We start from the raw sequence: 16,836 nt of genomic DNA on the forward strand, positions 1-16,836 counted from the left end.
CAGAGTCTAGGCCGTTGCCAGAACAGGCTTCTGCGAAGCACTCAAAAACCGCACAAGCGCCAGCAGCGGGAACGCGCTGCCAACAATCACGATCCACAACCAGCCGCCATGCTCGTACACCGCACTCGCCACTGACGAGCCGAAGGCGCCGCCGACGAAGATGCTGGTCATGTACAGCGCGTTGAGGCGGCCGCGGCTTTTGGCGTCGAGGGAGTAGACCGCGCGCTGGCCGAGCACCATGTTCATCTGCACGCAGAAATCGAGCACCACGCCGGTCACGGCCAGGCCGATCACGCTGTAGGCCGGGTGGATGAAGGCGGGCAGGAAGCTCAGGCTGGCGAACAGCATGGCCAGCAACGAAGCGATGCGGGTGTGGCCGGCGTCGGCCAGGCGTCCGCTGATCGGGGCGGCGATGGCACCGATGGCGCCGACCAGGGCGAAGATCGCGATTTCACTCTGGGACAGGCCATGGTTGCGCGCCAGTTCCAGCGGTACGGCGGTCCAGAACAGGCTGAAGGTGGCGAACATGCAAGCCTGATAAAACGCCCGCTGACGCAGCACCGGTTGTTTGCGCAGCAGCGTCCACAACGAACCCAGCAACTGGCCGTAGGAGGCGCTGTGATCCGGCTGGCGCTTGGGCACAGTCAGCGCCAGAACCACGCTGATCGCTGCCATCAAGGCTGCGGCGATCATGAACATCGCCCGCCAGCCGAGATGGTCGGCGACCACGCTCGACACTGGCCGCGCCAGCAGAATCCCCAGCAGCAAACCGCCCATGATCCCGCCGACCACCCGGCCACGGGATTCTTCCGGCGCCAGATGAGCCGCCAATGGAATCAACACCTGCACCGACACCGAGCTGAACCCCACCAGCAACGAAATCAGCAGGAACACATTCGGTTGATCGGTAAACGCCGCACCCAGCAGGCTGGCAATTGCCACCACGGTGGTGATGATCATCAACCGGCGGTTTTCCAGCAGGTCCGCCAGCGGCACCAGGAAGAACAGGCCCAGCGCATAGCCGATCTGGGTCAGCGACACGATGAAGCTGGCCATGGTGTCGGTCAGGCCGATGTCTGGCGCGATGAGGCCGATGATCGGCTGGGCGTAGTAGATGTTGGCAACGATGGCGCCGCAGCAGAAAGCGAACAGCAGCACCATGCCTCGGGTCATTGTGTGAGTTGTGGCGGTCATAGGGTTTCTCGATCCAGCGAAAAGGAATGCGGTGAGGCTAAGGGACGGGCCGAGCCGGCAGTAGAGGCTTCTGATCGATATCAGTTATTCCGTTGCGGAACAGGTGGCGCCGAACAATCCATTGTTCATCGGCGAACCTTGCGTCCGACCGTTGAGCGTCGATGATACATTCACTTACATCTTGTTCGATAGCGTGCTTATGTTGTGACCGGGTTTCAGCATTCATCAACGGAGGATTGCGATGTTTCGTCAGTTGCTTCGCCACACCACAACGATTGCCCTGATCAGTCTGCTCGGCGCCACGGCCGTGCAGGCCGCCGAAGCGCCCGGCATGCGCATGGGCGTGCGCGGCGAGATCACCGGGGTCAGCCCCGACTCGCTCAAGGTTCACGTCAACAGCGGTGAAAACGTCGTGATCCAGTTGACCCCGGACACCAAGGTCCGCGCGGTCACCCTGGCCAACATCGAAGACATCAAGCCCGGCAGCTACATCGGCTCGGCCGCCATTCCCCAAGAGGATGGCACGCTCAAGGCGCTGGAGGTTCACGTGTTCCCGCCAGAGCTGGCCGGCAGCGGCGACGGTCATCGGCCGTTCGACCTGGCCAAGGGCAGCAGCATGACCAACGGCAGCGTCGGCGATTTGGTGGTGAGCAACGGCCGGGTGCTGACCGTCAACTACAAGGGCGGCCAGCAGAAGATCCTGGTGCCGGAGGACGTGCCGATCGTCAACCTGACGCCGGGTGATCGCAGCCTGCTCAAGGTCGGGGTGAAGATCGTCACCTTCGTGACCCAGAGCGCGGATGGCACGCTGACTGCGCAATCGATCTCGGCGGGCAAGGATGGCGTCAAGCCGCCGATGTAGCCGGCCACAAAAAAGGCGACCTCTGCAGGTCGCCTTTTTCATGTCAGCTCAAGCCTTACTGGCCGCTGTAGATCTGGTCGAAGATCCCGCCATCGTTGAAGTGGGTCTTCTGCACGGTGCGCCAGTCGCCGAAGGTCTTCTCGACCGACAGGAAGTCGACTTTCGGGAAACGGTCGGTGTACTTGGCCAGCACCGCCGGGTCACGTGGACGCAGGTAGTTGGCGGCCGCGATTTCCTGACCTTCCGGCGACCACAGGAACTTCAGGTATTCCTCGGCAGCGGCGCGGGATCCTTTCTTCTCGACCACTTTGTCGACCACCGACACTGGCGGCTCGGCTTCGGCGGAGACGCTCGGGTAGATGACTTCGAACTGGTCGCGGCCGAACTCGCGGGCGATCATTTCGGCTTCGTTTTCGAAGGTCACCAGCACGTCGCCGATCTGGTTGGTCATGAACGTGGTGGTCGCGGCGCGGCCACCGGTATCCAGCACCGGTGCCTGTTTGAACAGCTTGCCGACGAAGTCCTTGGCCTTGTTCTCGTCACCGCCGTTTTTCAGCACGTAGCCCCAGGCCGACAGGTAGGTGTAGCGGCCGTTGCCCGAGGTTTTCGGGTTCGGCACGATCACTTGCACGCCTTCCTTGAGCAGGTCCGGCCAGTCTTTCAGGGCTTTCGGGTTGCCTTTGCGCACGATGAACACGGTGGCCGAGGTGAATGGCGCACTGTTGTTCGGCAGGCGGGTGACCCAGTCCTTCGGCACCAGTTGGCCGTTATCGGCCAGGGCGTTGATGTCGGTGGCCATGTTCATGGTGATCACGTCAGCCGGCAAACCGTCGATCACGGAGCGAGCCTGTTTGCTCGAACCACCGAAAGACATCTGCACGGTGATGGCTTCCTTGTGTTCGGCCTGCCAGTGTTTCTGGAACGCAGTGTTGTAGTCCTTGTAGAAATCGCGCATCACGTCGTAGGACACGTTGAGCAGGGTCGGTGCAGCCTGAGCCACGCTGCCGAAGGCAAGACCAGCGGCGAGAAGTGAGGCGCCAAAGAGTTTTTTCACTGCGCATTCCTTGTTCTGTAGGGGGTGTTTTTTACAAAGATGAGGCCATTTGCCAGCGACTATAGCGGGGCACGCATAGTCGTTTAAAGATTAAAAAGAACTTTGCTTATTCCATCTTCTTGAATAACTGATTGCCGCATCGCGAACAAAAGGCGGCGCCGCTTTCATGGCTCTTTTTCTGGCAAACCGGGCAGTCGTGTTGCAACTGTTCACCACGCATCGCATTGGCCAGTTCGGCGGTGAAGATTCCGGTGGGTACCGCGATGATCGAGTAACCAGTGATCATCACCAGCGACGAAATCACCTGGCCCAATGGAGTCTTCGGCACGATGTCGCCGAAGCCGACGGTGGTCAGGGTCACGATAGCCCAATAGATGCCCTTGGGAATGCTGGTGAAGCCGTGTTCCGGGCCTTCGATCACGTACATCAACGTACCGAACACCGTTACCAGTGTGCAGACGCTCACCAGAAACACCACGATCTTCTGCTTGCTGCCACGCAGCGCCGACATCAGGTAGTTGGCTTGCTTGAGGTACGGACTGAGTTTGAGGACGCGGAAAATTCGCAGCATCCGGATGATCCGGATAATCAACAGGTACTGCGCATCGCTGTAGTACAGCGCGAGAATGCCCGGCACGATCGCCAGCAGATCCACCAATCCATAAAAACTGAAGGCATAGCGCAGCGGTTTGGGCGAGCAGTACAGACGCAGAATGTACTCGCCGGCAAAGATGATGGTGAACCCCCACTCGATATACGCCAGCACATCGGCGTAATTGCGGTGAACGCTGTCGATGCTGTCGAGCATCACGATCACCAGGCTGGCCAGAATGATCAGCAGCAGAATGCCGTCGAAACGTCGCCCGGCGGGGGTGTCGCTCTGGAAAATCATGACGTAAAGCTGTTCACGCCAGTGCTGGTTACTGTCCATGGATCACGCCTGAATCAAAGATCAGCGCAGCCTAGGTTGATTCTCCCCGTGAGCGCAAGGCGCGCCGTTGATCTGCGGTTGCTGCATCAGGCGAATGCCGGTGCGCAGCAGCCAGCAGGCGAGAATGAACGGTGCCGTGAGGGTTGCCAGACCCAAGGCACTGAACAGCGGCGTCAGCAGCAGCGCCAGGCCGATGCCGAACAGCGGCAGCCACGGTTGCTGGCGCTGGGCGCTGAAGGCGAGGGCGGCGAGCACCGCGTTGTAGCCACCCAACCCCAGCAACGCGACCTGGCTGTCGTGGTGCAACAGACTGGAACCCAGACCGATTACCGAAGCCAGCAGCGCCCAGGCAAAGGCCCGGCGATCGGCGATCAGCAAACCGGCGGCGATCAATCCACCGGCCAACGGATGGTCGAGGAACATCACCTGACCGAAGCCTTTCAGGGCGGCACCGAGCAGGTTCACGATGTTCAGCTCAAGTGCCGGAGCCGGCGTCGAAGGCTCGGCGAAACACAGGAACACCCAGCTCAACAATACGAACGGTGCAGTGTAGACGGGCAGGTACTCGGTGAGGCGTGCGCGCTTGAGCCATTGCTGCGTGATCATCGCGCTCAGACCGCCGGCCGCCAGAATCAGCGGCGGCAGCATCGGCGACCAGGGGAAATACAGGCTCAGCAACAGACCGACCAGCACGCCGTTGTAGCTGAACAGTCCGGCCTGGCGATCCGCCTTGGCGTAGTTGCGCCGTTGCGCGGTGAGCAAACCGGCGACCGCGCCCAGCAGCGCGCCGGCGAACAGCACCGGCGCGGTAAATAAAATGGCCAGAAGGCACAGGAGTCCACACAGCGGATGGCGCTGGAGGAAGATTTGACTGAAGCCGTTGAGCAAGGCCTCGGCCCAGTCAGGGCAGTGGGTGTTGAAATGATTGGCAGGCATGTCTGGAGAATCTGGGCAGTGGGAAAATCAAAAGGTCTTGCTTGAAGCGGTGGCGAGGAGCTCGTGCCCGGTGAATGCGGTGTCTCTTGTGGAAACCGTCATGCCGGGCGGCGGGAGCACGCTCCCTCGCCACACAGGTGTTGCTTAAATCAATGTTTCGATCCGCAGCGAATTGGTCGACCCCGGCTGCCCGAACGGCACACCCGCGGTGATCAGCAACGTATCGCCACGCTCGGCCATTCCTTGAGCCTGAGCGATTTCCAGCGCGGTCGAGCACACCTCATCCACCTGACGCAGGCGATCATTGACCACCGAATGAATGCCCCACGCCACGCTCAACCGGCGGGCGGTCTGCAGGTTCGGCGTCAGGTTGAGGATCGGCGCTTTCGGCCGCTCCCGCGCTGCACGCAGACTCGATGCGCCGGACTCGCTGTAATTGACCAGCACCGCCACCGGCAGCACGTTGCTGATCCGGCGGATCGCGCAGCTGATTGCATCGGACACGGTCGCTTCGGCTTTCGGCCGGCTGACGTCGAGTTGGGTCTGGTAGTCCGGACCGTTTTCCACCTGGCGGATGATCTTGCTCATCATCTGCACGGCTTCCAGCGGATACTCGCCGGATGCGGTTTCGGCCGACAGCATCACCGCATCGGCGCCTTCGGCTACGGCGTTGGCGACGTCGGTGACTTCAGCGCGGGTCGGCGCCGGCGAGAAGCGCATCGACTCGAGCATCTGCGTCGCCACCACCACCGGTTTGCCGAGCTGGCGGCACGTGGTGATGATGTTTTTCTGGATCTGCGGCACGCTCTCGGCCGGCACTTCCACGCCCAGGTCGCCGCGAGCCACCATGATCGCGTCGCTCAGTTCGGCGATCTCGCGCAGTTGCTCGACGGCCGACGGCTTCTCGATTTTCGCCATCAGGAACGCCTTGTCGCCGATCAGTTCGCGGGCCTCGATGATGTCTTGCGGGCGCTGCACGAACGACAGCGCGACCCAGTCCACACCCAGCTCCAGACCGAAGCTCAGGTCGCGACGATCCTTGGTGGTCAACGGGCTCAGGTCGAGCACCGCTTGCGGCACGTTCACGCCTTTGCGGTCCGACAGTTCGCCGCCGTTGAGCACGGTGGTGTCGATCGCGTCGGAGTATTTGGTGACGACGCGCAGACGCAGTTTGCCGTCATCGAGCAGCAGATCCATCCCGGCTTCCAGCGCGGCGATGATCTCCGGATGCGGCAGGTTAACCCGGCGTTCGTCGCCCGGTGTTGCGTCCAGATCGAGGCGGAAGGCCTGACCGCGATGCAACTGAACCTTGCCGTCAGCGAACTTGCCGACCCGCAGTTTCGGCCCTTGCAGGTCCATCAGGATCCCGAGCGGGTAGTTGAGCTGGCGCTCGACTTCGCGGATCCACTGATAGCGCTTGGCGTGGTCGGCGTGATCGCCGTGGCTGAAGTTGAGGCGGAAGATATTGACCCCGGCCTCGACCAGCTCGCGGATGTCTTCGATGCCGTCGACGGCAGGCCCGAGGGTGGCGAGGATTTTGACCTTTTTATCAGGCGTCATGATTTAGAGCTCTCGAGGATCAGGATGGCGCGGAAGTCGTTGACGTTGGTGCGGGTCGGCTCGGTGACGATCAGCGCATCGAGCGCCTCGAAGTAGCCGTAGCCGTTGTTGTTATCCAGCTCGTCGCTGGCGCTCAGGCCCAGGGCGGCGGCGCGGGCGTAGCTGTCCGGGGTCATGATCGCGCCGGCGTTGTCTTCCGAGCCGTCGATGCCGTCGGTGTCACCGGCCAGCGCATAAACGCCGGGCTGGCCCTTGAGGCTGTCGGTGAGGCTGAGGAGGAATTCGGCGTTGCGGCCGCCACGGCCATTGCCGCGCACGGTCACGGTGGTTTCGCCGCCGGAGAGAATCACGCACGGCGCTGCCAGCGGCTGGCCGTGATGAATGATCTGGCGCGCGATGCCGGCGTGGACTTTCGCCACTTCGCGGGATTCGCCTTCCAGGTCGCCGAGGATCAGCGTGCTGAAACCGGCCTGACGGCATTTCACTGCCGCGGCATCCAGCGATTGCTGAGGGCGGGCGATCAACTGGAAGTGACTGCGGGCCAGGCTCGGATCACCGGGTTTGACGGTTTCCGATTCCGGGCTCTGCAGCCAGCTGCGCACGGAGGCCGGAATCTCGATGCCGTAACGTTTGATGATCGCCAGCGCTTCGGCGCTGGTGCTCGGGTCGGCCACGGTCGGGCCGGAGGCGATGACCGTGGCGAGGTCGCCCGGTACATCGGAAATCGCGTAGGTATAAACAGTCGCCGGCCAGCAGGCCTTGCCCAGGCGTCCGCCCTTGATCGCCGAGAGGTGCTTGCGCACACAGTTCATCTCGCCGATGGTCGCGCCGGATTTGAGCAGGGCCTTGTTGATCGACTGCTTGTCGGCCAGGGTGATGCCTTCGGCCGGCAGCGCCAGCAGGGCAGAGCCGCCGCCGGACAACAGGAAGATCACGCGGTCGTCTTCGGTCAGGTTGCTGACCAGTTCCAGCACGCGTTTGGCCACGGCCAGACCGGCAGCATCCGGCACCGGGTGCGCGGCTTCGACCACTTCGATTTTTTCGCACGGGGCGCCGTGACCGTAGCGGGTCACCACAAGACCCGAGACTTCACCTTCCCAGCAGCGCTCGACCACTTGCGCCATGGCAGCGGCAGCCTTGCCGGCGCCGATGACGATCACGCGACCTGTGCGATCGGCCGGCAGATGCGCTTCGAGGACCTGGTTCGGATGGGCCGCGTCGATGGCTGTGGCAAACAGCTCGCGCAGCAGTTGTTGCGGATCGACCGACATGGCGGGCTCCCAATCTTATTGTTCTTGGTTAGTGCAGGTGATCGTTCCCACGCTCTGCGTGGGAATGCTTCAATGGACGCTCTACGTCCGCTTCGGCAGGGACGCGGAGCGTCCCGGGCTGCATTCCCACGCAGACGGTTCGACGCCTCGACGTGGGAACGAGCGACGGGGCAGGGCTTACTTCTTGTCGCGAATCGAGAAGTTGGCCATGTGTTCCAGGCCCTTGATCAGCGCCGAGTGGTCCCAGTTGCTGCCACCGATGGCCGCGCAGGTGCTGAACACTTGCTGGGCGTTGGCGGTGTTCGGCAGGTTGATGTTCAGCTCCTTGGCGCCTTGCAGGGCCAGGTTCAGGTCCTTCTGGTGCAGGCTGATGCGGAAGCCCGGATCGAAGGTGCCTTTGATCATGCGCTCGCCGTGCACTTCGAGGATCTTCGAGGAGGCGAAACCGCCCATCAGCGCTTCACGCACCTTGGCCGGATCGGCACCGTTTTTCGAAGCGAACAGCAGGGCTTCGGCGACGGCCTGAATGTTCAGGGCAACGATGATCTGGTTCGCCACCTTGGCGGTCTGACCGTCGCCATTGCCACCGACCAGGGTGATGTTCTTGCCCATGGCCTGGAACAGCGGCAGTGCGCGTTCGAAGGCATCGGCGTCGCCACCGACCATGATGCTCAGGGTTGCGGCCTTGGCACCGACTTCACCACCGGACACCGGGGCGTCGAGGTATTGCGCGCCTTTCTCGTTGATCTTCGCAGCGAAAGCCTTGGTGGCGGTCGGCGAGATCGAGCTCATGTCGATCACGACCTTGCCTTTGCCGATGCCGGCAGCGACGCCGTCGGCGCGGAACAGCACGTCATCGACCTGCGGGGTATCCGGCACCATGACGATGATGAATTCAGCTTCCTGGGCCACTTCGCGTGGGTTGGCCAGAGCGACGGCGCCAGCGGCGACCAGGTCGGCAGGGGCGGCGTCGTGGTGCGCCGACAGGAACAGGCTGTGACCGGCTTTCTGCAGGTTCGCCGCCATTGGGTGGCCCATGATGCCGGTGCCGATGAATCCGATTTTAGCCATGAGAAAATCCTCTTGTTTTTGTCTTGCTCAAGCAAATAGGGGTCAGATCGCGTTGTGGCTCTTCAGCCAGCCGAGGCCCGCTTCAGTGGTGGTCAGCGGTTTGTACTCGCAGCCGACCCAGCCCTGATAACCGATGCGATCGAGGTGTTCGAACAGGAAGCGGTAGTTGATCTCGCCGGTGCCCGGCTCGTTGCGGCCCGGGTTGTCGGCCAGCTGCACATGGTTGATCTCGGCCAGGTGCGATTGCAGGGTGCGGGCCAGATCGCCTTCCATGATTTGCATGTGATAGATGTCGTATTGCAGGAACAGGTTGGCGCTGCCGACCTGCTCGCGAATCGACAGGGCCTGCGCCGTGTTGTTCAGGTAGAAGCCCGGGATGTCGCGGGTGTTGATCGCTTCCATCACCAGTTTGATGCCGACGGCTTGCAGCTTGTCGGCGGCGTACTTGAGGTTGGCGACGAAGGTCTTTTCAACAGTGGCATCGTCCACGCCCTGCGGACGGATACCGGCCAGGCAGTTGACCTGGGTGTTGCCCAGAACCTGTGCGTAAGCGATGGCCAGATCGACCCCGGCGCGGAACTCTTCGACCCGGTCCGGCAGGCACGCGATACCGCGCTCGCCCTTGGCCCAGTCACCGGCCGGCAGGTTGAACAGCACTTGGGTCAGACCGTTGGCGTCGAGTTTGGCCTTGATTTCGGCAGAGCTGAAATCGTACGGGAACAGGTACTCGACACCGCTGAAGCCAGCCTTGGCGGCGGCGTCGAAACGGGCAAGGAAATCCTGTTCGGTGAACAGCATGGACAGGTTGGCTGCGAAACGCGGCATGGTGGTCTCCCGTTCTAAATTCTCGTTCCCACGCTCTGCGTGGGAATGCCTCTATGGACGCTCTGCGTCCGCTTTGGGACGCGGAGCGTCCCCGGCTGCATTCCCACGCAGACGGTTCGACGCCTCGACGTGGGAACGATCAAGCAAAAGCAATCAGTCGAGCAACGAAATCGCGGTAGGCGCATCGTTGCCGACCAGCGCCAGGTCTTCGAATTCGTTGACGGCGTTGATCTCGGTCCCCATGGAGATGTTGGTCACACGCTCCAGAATGATCTCGACGATCACCGGCACCTTGAACTCTTCGATCAGCTCTTCGGCCTTGCGCAGGGCAGGGGCGATGTCAGCCGGTTCGAACACACGCAGTGCCTTGCAGCCCAGGCCTTCGGCGACTGCGACGTGGTCGACACCATAACCGTTGAGTTCCGGCGCGTTCAGGTTATCGAAGGACAGCTGCACGCAGTAGTCCATATCGAACCCGCGCTGGGCCTGACGGATCAGACCCAGGTACGAGTTGTTCACCACGACGTGGATGTACGGCAGTTTGAACTGAGCGCCGACCGCCAGTTCTTCGATCATGAACTGGAAGTCATAGTCCCCCGACAGGGCCACGACTTTACGGTTCGGATCGGCCTTCACCACGCCCAGCGCTGCCGGAATGGTCCAGCCCAACGGGCCGGCCTGGCCGCAGTTGATCCAGTGACGCGGCTTGTAGACGTGCAGGAACTGCGCGCCGGCAATCTGCGACAGACCAATGGTGCTGACGTAGCAGGTGTCCTTGCCGAACACCTGGTTCATTTCCTCGTAAACGCGCTGCGGCTTGACCGGCACGTTGTCGAAATGGGTCTTGCGGTGCAGGCTGGCCTTGCGCTGCTGGCAATCCTGCAGCCAGGCAGAGCGGTTCTTCAGTTTGCCGGCGGCTTGCCATTCACGGGCGACTTCGATGAACACGGTCAGCGCGGCAGCGGCGTCGGAAACGATGCCCAGGTCCGGGGTGAACACGCGGCCGATCTGGGTCGGTTCAATGTCGACGTGAATGAACTTGCGGCCTTCGGTGTAAACGTCGACCGAACCGGTGTGACGGTTGGCCCAGCGGTTGCCGACGCCCAGTACCACGTCGGATTTCAGCATCGTGGCGTTGCCGTAGCGGTGCGAAGTCTGCAGACCGACCATGCCGACCATCAGCGGGTGATCGTCCGGAATGGTGCCCCAGCCCATCAGGGTCGGGATCACTGGAATGCCGGTCAGCTCGGCGAACTCGACCAGCAGTTCGCTGGCGTCGGCGTTGATGATGCCGCCGCCGGCGACCAGCAATGGACGTTCGGCCTGGTCCAGCATCGCCAGGGCTTTTTCGACTTGCACGCGTGTGGCGCTCGGCTTGGCCAGCGGCAGTGGCTGGTAGGCGTCGATGTCGAATTCGATTTCAGCCATCTGCACATCGAACGGCAGGTCGATCAGCACCGGGCCTGGACGGCCGGAGCGCATTTCGTAGAAGGCTTTCTGGAAGGCGTAAGGCACCTGGCCCGGCTCCAGAACGGTGGTCGCCCACTTGGTCACCGGCTTGACGATGCTGGTGATGTCGACGGCCTGGAAGTCTTCCTTGTGCATACGGGCGCGGGGGGCTTGCCCGGTGATGCAGAGGATCGGGATCGAGTCCGCGGAGGCGCTGTACAGACCGGTGACCATGTCGGTACCGGCCGGGCCGGAAGTACCGATGCACACGCCGATGTTGCCGGCCTTGGTGCGGGTGTAGCCCTCGGCCATGTGCGAGGCGCCTTCAACGTGGCGAGCGAGGACGTGATCGATGCCACCGACTTTCTGCAGGGCGGAGTACAGCGGATTGATTGCAGCGCCTGGAATGCCAAAAGCGGTATCAACCCCTTCACGGCGCATCACCAGAACGGCGGCTTCGATTGCTCTCATTTTGCTCATGGTTTTGTGCCTCTTTACGTTTTGTAATTGTATACAAGTGGCTTTGCGCAGAGTGTATTCACGGCGGACGGCGCAGGTCAATCCATTTTCTCAAGCGCCTGTTTCATTCGTCGGAAGCCCGTTCTGCTGTGGCTTTTCGTCGCATGAGGCGCTTTTCGAGAATTATTGTATACAAAAAAATAATTCATTGTGTTCTATTTGTTGCATCGGGCTGCGGCAGAAAAGCGCAGCCCAACGACTTTCCCAATAACAAAATGAGGACGGCACCATGAGCGCTTTAACCTTGAAAGTCGCAGTCAAGCTGGTCAACGAAGCCATCAATGCAGGGCGGGCCATCTCCGCCGCGCCGCTGACCATCGCGGTACTGGATACCGGCGGCCATCTGGTCACCTTGCAACGCGAAGACGGCGCCAGCCTGCTGCGCCCGAACATCGCCATCGGCAAAGCCTGGGGCGCCATCGCCCTGGGCAAGGGCTCACGCCTGCTGGCGCTGGACGCGCAACAACGTCCGGCGTTCATCGCCGCACTTAACAGCATGGGGCAGGGCAGCGTCGTGCCGGCACCGGGTGGTGTGCTGATTCGTGATCAGGCGGGAAACGTGCTGGGTGCGATCGGCATCAGCGGCGATCTGTCGGACATCGATGAGCAGGTCGCAATCAAGGCCGTGGAGGCCCTGGACCTGCGGGCGGATGCGGGGGTGGCAGCCTGAGTGGCTAAAACCGGATAGTCGCTGAAACGCGCAAGCCCGCCCTCACAGGATGATGTGAGGGCGGGCTTGTTTGTGTCTGGAGGTGCGGACTTCAGTCCGGCTCGCAGCCCTTGAGCACCAACCGGATGATGGTTTGTGCTGCCGCTTCATAGTCGGCTTCGTCGAGCTTGTCCTTGCCGGTGACGGCGGAGATCTGCCAGTCGAAGTCGGCGTAGGTCTGGGTTGCGGCCCAGATGCTGAACATCAGGTGGTTGGGGTCGATCGGGGCGATCTGGCCGCGGTCGATCCAGGTCTGGATGCAGTCGATGTTGTGCTTGGCCTGGCCGTTGAGCTGCTCGACCAGGTCGGCGCTCAGGTGCGGGGCGCCGTGCATGATTTCGCTGGCGAACACCTTGGAGGCGAAAGGCAGGTCGCGGGAGATGCGGATCTTCGAGCGGATGTAGCCGCTCAGCACTTCGCTCGGTACGCCGTCCGGGTTGAACGGGGTCGAGGCCTGCAGGATCGGCACGATGATACTTTCCAGCACCTCGCGGTAGAGGTTTTCCTTGGACTTGAAGTAGTAATAGACGTTGGGCTTGGGCAGTCCTGCCTTGGCGGCGATGTCGCTGGTTTTGGTGGCAGCGAAGCCCTTGTCGGCAAACTCTTCACTGGCTGCACGCAGGATCAGTTCTTTGTTGCGCTCGCGGATTGTGCTCATAAACCCGGTGGTTCCTTGCCTGTTCTGGCGGTTGCGCATGGTAGCACCGGCCTCGCGCGGCGCTCAACAATGCCCCGTGTGGCCTGCAGTCGCGGTATGCTGCGCGGCATTATTCACATAAGGAAACAAGATTCATGGCAGGAAGCAGTTTGCTGGTGCTGATCGACGACATCGCCACCGTTCTGGACGACGTTGCGTTGATGACCAAAATGGCTGCCAAGAAGACCGCCGGCGTGCTCGGCGACGACTTGGCGCTCAACGCCCAGCAGGTCTCCGGCGTACGCGCGGAGCGGGAAATTCCCGTCGTTTGGGCGGTGGCCAAGGGCTCGTTCGTCAACAAACTGATTCTGGTGCCGTCGGCGCTGGCGATCAGTGCGTTCGTGCCGTGGCTGGTGACGCCGCTGCTGATGGTCGGTGGCGCCTACCTGTGTTTCGAGGGTTTCGAAAAGCTCGCGCACAAGTTCCTGCACAGCAAGGCCGAAGACGAGGCCGAGCATGCGCAACTGGTTGACGCCGTGGCCGATCCGGCCACCGATCTGGTGGCGTACGAGAAAGACAAGATCAAGGGCGCGATCCGCACCGACTTCATCCTCTCGGCGGAAATCATCGCCATCACCCTCGGTACCGTGGCCGATGCTTCGCTGACCCAGCAAGTGATCGTGATGTCGGGCATCGCCATTGTCATGACCGTGGGCGTTTACGGCCTGGTGGCCGGTATCGTCAAACTCGATGACCTCGGTCTGTGGCTGACTCAGAAGCCCGGCCAGATGGCCAAAAGTATCGGCAACGGCATCCTGCGCGCCGCGCCCTACATGATGAAAAGCCTGTCGGTGATCGGCACCGCAGCGATGTTCCTGGTCGGTGGCGGCATCCTGACCCACGGCGTGCCGGTGGTGCATCACTGGATCGAAAGCGTCGGCGCAGCGGCCGGTGGCGCCGGGTTTGTGGTGCCGATGCTGTTGAACGGCGTGGCGGGGATCATCGCGGGTGCGGTGGTGCTGGCGGGCGTGTCCGTGATCGGCAAAGTCTGGAAAGCGCTGAAGGGTTGAATCCTGAGGCAAACAAAAAGGCCATTCGACTCGCATCGAATGGCCTTTTTTGTGGCCGGCGTTTTTACTCGGCGATCTGCAACTTGCGCGACTCGGTGTAGACGTAGCGCACCTTCTCGTACTCGAACGGTGAGTTCAGCTGACCGTAGCGGAAGCTGGTCTGGTAACGCTTGTCGACGCCACGCAGTACCCACACTTCCGGATGGTTGGAGCTGACTTCCGAGACGTTGAGGAAGTTGATCGCAGACTCGGCGGTGTAGTCCACGGCCAGACCTGCAGTATCACGCAGATTCGACGGGCCGAGGATCGGCAGCACGAAGTAGGCGCCGCCCGGTACGCCGTAGAAGCCCAGGGTCTGGCCGAAGTCTTCGTTCTGACGCGGCAGGCCCATGGCGGTGGCCGGATCCCAGAGCCCGGCGATGCCGATGGTGGTGTTGAGCAGCAGGCGCGCGGTGGTTTCCATCGAGCGCTTGCCCTTGAACTGCAACAGGCTGTTGACCAGGTTCGGCACGTCGCCAATGTTGTTGAAGAAGTTGCTCACGCCGGTGCGCACGAAGCTCGGAGTGATGTAGCGATAGCCATCGACCACCGGCAGGAACACCCATTGGTCAAAGCGGTAGTTGAAGTGGTAGACGCGGCGGTTCCACTCTTCCAGCGGGTCGTAGACGTTCAGCGCGTTGAGGGTCGAGCGCTCGAACTCGCGCTGATCCAGCCCCGGGTTGAACTTGAGTTTGGACAGCGGCTCCTTGAAGCCGTCGCTGTCGATGACCACCGGTGCATTGGCTTTGCTGTTGTCGGCCTGGGCCATACCTGCACTGAGGAGCGCTGCAATCAGCAGAAGATATTTAGCCACGGAAGAACTCCAGCATGGCGTCGCTGTTGACGCGGTAGTTAAGGTTGCCGCAATGGCCGCCCAGCGGGTAAACGGTCAGGCGATCGCCGAAGGTCTTGCGCAGGAAACCGAGGTCGCCCGGGCCGAGGATCACGTCATCGGCGTTGTGCATGACGGCGATTTTCGGGCTGTCGTGCAGGTAATCCTTCAGGGCGTAGAGGCTCACCTGATCGATCAGCTGCAGCAGGCTGCCGCCGTCGGTGCGGGCGCGCCACATCGGAATCACCTGTTCGGTGAGGTAGCAGTCGAAGTCGCATTGCAGCGCACGCTTGAGGAACGGCGTGAGGCTGGTGCCTTCGGTGATCGGGAATTTCGGCGGGGTGATCAGGCCGCGACGGTTGATCAGGTCCGAAGTGAACGCGATATCGGCCGCCGAGAAGCGGAACGAAGTGCCGATCAGCATAGCCATCTGCTCGTTGCTCAGGTGCTGCTTGGACTGCTGGAAGTCGTAGAGCAGCGCATCGTTGAGGTCGATGTAACCCTTCTGCTGGAAGTAACGGGTCAGTTTGCTCAGCACCAGTTCATAGAAGGTGGTGCTGTTGTTGATGCCCTTGACCTCGGTCTGCACCAGCTTGTCGAGGTTGGTGATCGAGGTGTAGAGGTTGACCGGCGGATTGAGCAGCAGGACTTTCTTGAAGTTGAAGCTGCGGCGGGTTTCATCCAGGTGGGCAACGAACGCCGCGTCCAGCGCGCCGAGGCTGTAGCCGCTGAGGTAATAGTCGGTGACCGGCAGTTTCGGGTTCTGCGCCCGCACGGCCTGCATCACCCGGTACATGTCTTCGGCGTCTTCCTTGGTCACGCCGGGGGTGGCGAAACGCGAGGCGGCGCTCATGAAGTCGAAGCTGGTCGGCGAAGACAGCTGCACCACGTGGTAGCCGGCCTTGTAATAAAGCTTCTTCAGGTATTCGTTGAGCGTGCTGTCGTAGCGCGCGCCGGTGCCGGCGATCAGGAAGATCAGCGGCGCGGCCTTGTCCTGGGTGGCGATGCGGTAGGTGAGTTTTTTCACCGGCCAGAAATTGTCCGGCAGGATGAATTCGCGCTCGGGGCGCAGGGTGACGCTGCGATCGGTCTGATCGATGTCGTCGTCCAGTGGCAGTTCAGGGCGCAAGTCCGGCGGCGTGGTGGCGATGGTCGCCTCGAACGGATTGGTCAGGGGATAGCCATAGCTGGCGGCGTCGATATCCACCGCCAGCGCGGACGCACTCAGAATAAGGCCGCCAAACAGGGCGGCGAAGCGCAAGGAACGGAGCATGACTAGATCCCTTAGAGGAAGGTGCCGAATGAGGTTCGCAGGCTATGACCACCGGGTTTGCGCCAAAGTGCCATGCCACGGCACCAAACTGACGGAATTCGGAGTAATAGTAGCCGGACGATACACTTTGCAAGGAAGGAATGACCAGTTAAGAGTTGTTAGTCCTTGCGTATGCGCGGCGGCAGATTAAGCTGGCCGCCGATTTCATCGATTGGAGTGTTCCATGTCCCGCCGCTTGCCCGTGATTCTGCTGCTCGTTCTGTTGCCGTTGTGGCTGGCCGCCAGTTATGGCGCGCGTTATGGCTTCATGGAAGATGCGCAGTGGGTGGGCATCTGCGTGGATGAGGCGAGCCGCTGGGAATGCTCGGTGCGCTCGAACCTGGGCCTGATGATTCATTTTCAGATGCTGGGCTGGGCGGCGGTCGCGGCTGCGGTGATCGGTTTTGTCGTGCCGGGACGGGCAGGGTGGTGGCTGGCGGTGCTGGCGCTGGTGTTCGGGTTGCCGGCGCTGGCGCTGTACAACACGACGCTGGCGGTGTTTGCGGTGGTGATTGCCGGGTTGCGACTGGTGCGGGAATCGCGCGACGCCAAGTAGTCATGCATC

At 61.7% G+C, this 16,836-nt stretch carries 16 protein-coding genes; 4 read left to right on the forward strand and 12 right to left on the reverse strand.

Translation table 11 applies throughout. The annotated features are described in order from the left end of the window. Positions 1–6: 6 nt before the first annotated feature. Positions 7–1,194, reverse strand: coding sequence for an MFS transporter (locus ABFB52_RS09160; RefSeq protein ID WP_039769755.1), 1,188 nt, complete (start codon positions 1,192–1,194; stop codon positions 7–9). A 241-nt stretch (positions 1,195–1,435) separates the two neighbouring features. Between ABFB52_RS09160 and ABFB52_RS09165 the strand changes: the two genes are divergently transcribed. Then, entirely contained in the window at positions 1,436–2,056 is a 621-nt protein-coding gene (locus ABFB52_RS09165) for a DUF5666 domain-containing protein (protein ID WP_039769760.1), read from the forward strand. A 55-nt stretch (positions 2,057–2,111) separates the two neighbouring features. Here ABFB52_RS09165 and ABFB52_RS09170 read toward each other — a convergent pair whose 3' ends face one another. The 8 genes from ABFB52_RS09170 to gcl all read right to left on the reverse strand — a co-directional run bounded on the left by ABFB52_RS09170 (position 2,112) and on the right by gcl (position 11,633). Beyond that, positions 2,112–3,110 (reverse strand): sulfate ABC transporter substrate-binding protein, encoded by a 999-nt coding sequence (locus ABFB52_RS09170; RefSeq protein ID WP_129973899.1) that lies wholly within the window; start codon positions 3,108–3,110, stop codon positions 2,112–2,114. A gap of 106 nt (positions 3,111–3,216) precedes the next feature. After that, positions 3,217–4,041: an ion transporter gene (locus ABFB52_RS09175; RefSeq protein WP_129973898.1), complete on the reverse strand. Its 825-nt coding sequence runs from the start codon at positions 4,039–4,041 to the stop codon at positions 3,217–3,219. A 21-nt stretch (positions 4,042–4,062) separates the two neighbouring features. After that, positions 4,063–4,977 carry an urea transporter gene (locus ABFB52_RS09180; RefSeq protein ID WP_129973897.1) on the reverse strand — a complete coding sequence of 305 codons (915 nt, stop codon included), beginning with the start codon at positions 4,975–4,977 and terminating at the stop codon, positions 4,063–4,065. A 144-nt stretch (positions 4,978–5,121) separates the two neighbouring features. Next, complete coding sequence (gene pyk / locus ABFB52_RS09185) at positions 5,122–6,537, reverse strand: pyruvate kinase (protein WP_085710519.1); 1,416 nt, start codon at positions 6,535–6,537, stop codon at positions 5,122–5,124. Further along, complete coding sequence (locus ABFB52_RS09190) at positions 6,534–7,808, reverse strand: glycerate kinase (RefSeq protein ID WP_039769767.1); 1,275 nt, start codon at positions 7,806–7,808, stop codon at positions 6,534–6,536. The genes pyk and ABFB52_RS09190 overlap by 4 nt, the downstream gene beginning before the upstream one ends. Before the next feature lie 177 nt (positions 7,809–7,985). After that, entirely contained in the window at positions 7,986–8,879 is an 894-nt protein-coding gene (locus tag ABFB52_RS09195; protein WP_064594449.1) for a 2-hydroxy-3-oxopropionate reductase, read from the reverse strand. Between the two features lie 42 nt (positions 8,880–8,921). Continuing rightward, entirely contained in the window at positions 8,922–9,704 is a 783-nt protein-coding gene (gene hyi, locus ABFB52_RS09200; RefSeq protein WP_096822135.1) for a hydroxypyruvate isomerase, read from the reverse strand. 153 nt (positions 9,705–9,857) lie between these two features. Then, the gene (gcl, locus tag ABFB52_RS09205; protein WP_085747087.1) at positions 9,858–11,633 is read right to left on the reverse strand and encodes a glyoxylate carboligase; all 1,776 of its coding nucleotides are present in this window, start codon (positions 11,631–11,633) and stop codon (positions 9,858–9,860) included. Between the two features lie 268 nt (positions 11,634–11,901). Here gcl and ABFB52_RS09210 point away from each other — a divergent pair, with 268 nt between their 5' ends. Next, positions 11,902–12,342 (forward strand): heme-binding protein, encoded by a 441-nt coding sequence (locus ABFB52_RS09210; RefSeq protein ID WP_011333104.1) that lies wholly within the window; start codon positions 11,902–11,904, stop codon positions 12,340–12,342. A gap of 91 nt (positions 12,343–12,433) precedes the next feature. Here ABFB52_RS09210 and ABFB52_RS09215 read toward each other — a convergent pair whose 3' ends face one another. Then, a complete protein-coding gene (locus ABFB52_RS09215; RefSeq protein WP_007959290.1) occupies positions 12,434–13,039 on the reverse strand; it encodes a TetR/AcrR family transcriptional regulator in 606 nt (201 codons plus the stop codon). A gap of 134 nt (positions 13,040–13,173) precedes the next feature. Between ABFB52_RS09215 and ABFB52_RS09220 the strand changes: the two genes are divergently transcribed. Beyond that, positions 13,174–14,088 carry a DUF808 domain-containing protein gene (locus ABFB52_RS09220; RefSeq protein WP_039769774.1) on the forward strand — a complete coding sequence of 305 codons (915 nt, stop codon included), beginning with the start codon at positions 13,174–13,176 and terminating at the stop codon, positions 14,086–14,088. 64 nt (positions 14,089–14,152) lie between these two features. On the opposite strand, the gene ABFB52_RS09225 is transcribed toward ABFB52_RS09220, so the two are convergent. Together ABFB52_RS09225 and ABFB52_RS09230 are read right to left on the reverse strand one after the other, a co-directional pair. Continuing rightward, entirely contained in the window at positions 14,153–14,941 is a 789-nt protein-coding gene (locus ABFB52_RS09225) for a VacJ family lipoprotein (RefSeq protein ID WP_129973896.1), read from the reverse strand. Beyond that, the gene (locus ABFB52_RS09230) at positions 14,934–16,232 is read right to left on the reverse strand and encodes a serine/threonine protein kinase (protein ID WP_129973895.1); all 1,299 of its coding nucleotides are present in this window, start codon (positions 16,230–16,232) and stop codon (positions 14,934–14,936) included. The genes ABFB52_RS09225 and ABFB52_RS09230 overlap by 8 nt, the downstream gene beginning before the upstream one ends. Positions 16,233–16,455: 223 nt before the next feature. Here ABFB52_RS09230 and ABFB52_RS09235 point away from each other — a divergent pair, with 223 nt between their 5' ends. Next, complete coding sequence (locus ABFB52_RS09235; RefSeq protein WP_102686061.1) at positions 16,456–16,827, forward strand: hypothetical protein; 372 nt, start codon at positions 16,456–16,458, stop codon at positions 16,825–16,827. The last annotated feature ends 9 nt before the right edge of the window (positions 16,828–16,836 follow it).

Source organism: Pseudomonas sp. 9.2(2024) (assembly GCF_039695385.1).
Lineage (GTDB): Bacteria > Pseudomonadota > Gammaproteobacteria > Pseudomonadales > Pseudomonadaceae > Aquipseudomonas > Aquipseudomonas paraglycinae.

Coding starts and splice junctions, on each gene's coding strand:
- ABFB52_RS09160 (WP_039769755.1), bottom strand. CDS start 1,194: ATGACCGCCACAACTCACACAATGACCCGAGGCATGGTGCTGCTGTTC.
- ABFB52_RS09165 (WP_039769760.1), top strand. CDS start 1,436: ATGTTTCGTCAGTTGCTTCGCCACACCACAACGATTGCCCTGATCAGT.
- ABFB52_RS09175 (WP_129973898.1), bottom strand. CDS start 4,041: ATGGACAGTAACCAGCACTGGCGTGAACAGCTTTACGTCATGATTTTC.
- ABFB52_RS09180 (WP_129973897.1), bottom strand. CDS start 4,977: ATGCCTGCCAATCATTTCAACACCCACTGCCCTGACTGGGCCGAGGCC.
- pyk (WP_085710519.1), bottom strand. CDS start 6,537: ATGACGCCTGATAAAAAGGTCAAAATCCTCGCCACCCTCGGGCCTGCC.
- ABFB52_RS09190 (WP_039769767.1), bottom strand. CDS start 7,808: ATGTCGGTCGATCCGCAACAACTGCTGCGCGAGCTGTTTGCCACAGCC.
- ABFB52_RS09195 (WP_064594449.1), bottom strand. CDS start 8,879: ATGGCTAAAATCGGATTCATCGGCACCGGCATCATGGGCCACCCAATG.
- hyi (WP_096822135.1), bottom strand. CDS start 9,704: ATGCCGCGTTTCGCAGCCAACCTGTCCATGCTGTTCACCGAACAGGAT.
- gcl (WP_085747087.1), bottom strand. CDS start 11,633: ATGAGCAAAATGAGAGCAATCGAAGCCGCCGTTCTGGTGATGCGCCGT.
- ABFB52_RS09210 (WP_011333104.1), top strand. CDS start 11,902: ATGAGCGCTTTAACCTTGAAAGTCGCAGTCAAGCTGGTCAACGAAGCC.
- ABFB52_RS09215 (WP_007959290.1), bottom strand. CDS start 13,039: ATGAGCACAATCCGCGAGCGCAACAAAGAACTGATCCTGCGTGCAGCC.
- ABFB52_RS09220 (WP_039769774.1), top strand. CDS start 13,174: ATGGCAGGAAGCAGTTTGCTGGTGCTGATCGACGACATCGCCACCGTT.
- ABFB52_RS09230 (WP_129973895.1), bottom strand. CDS start 16,232: ATGCTCCGTTCCTTGCGCTTCGCCGCCCTGTTTGGCGGCCTTATTCTG.
- ABFB52_RS09235 (WP_102686061.1), top strand. CDS start 16,456: ATGTCCCGCCGCTTGCCCGTGATTCTGCTGCTCGTTCTGTTGCCGTTG.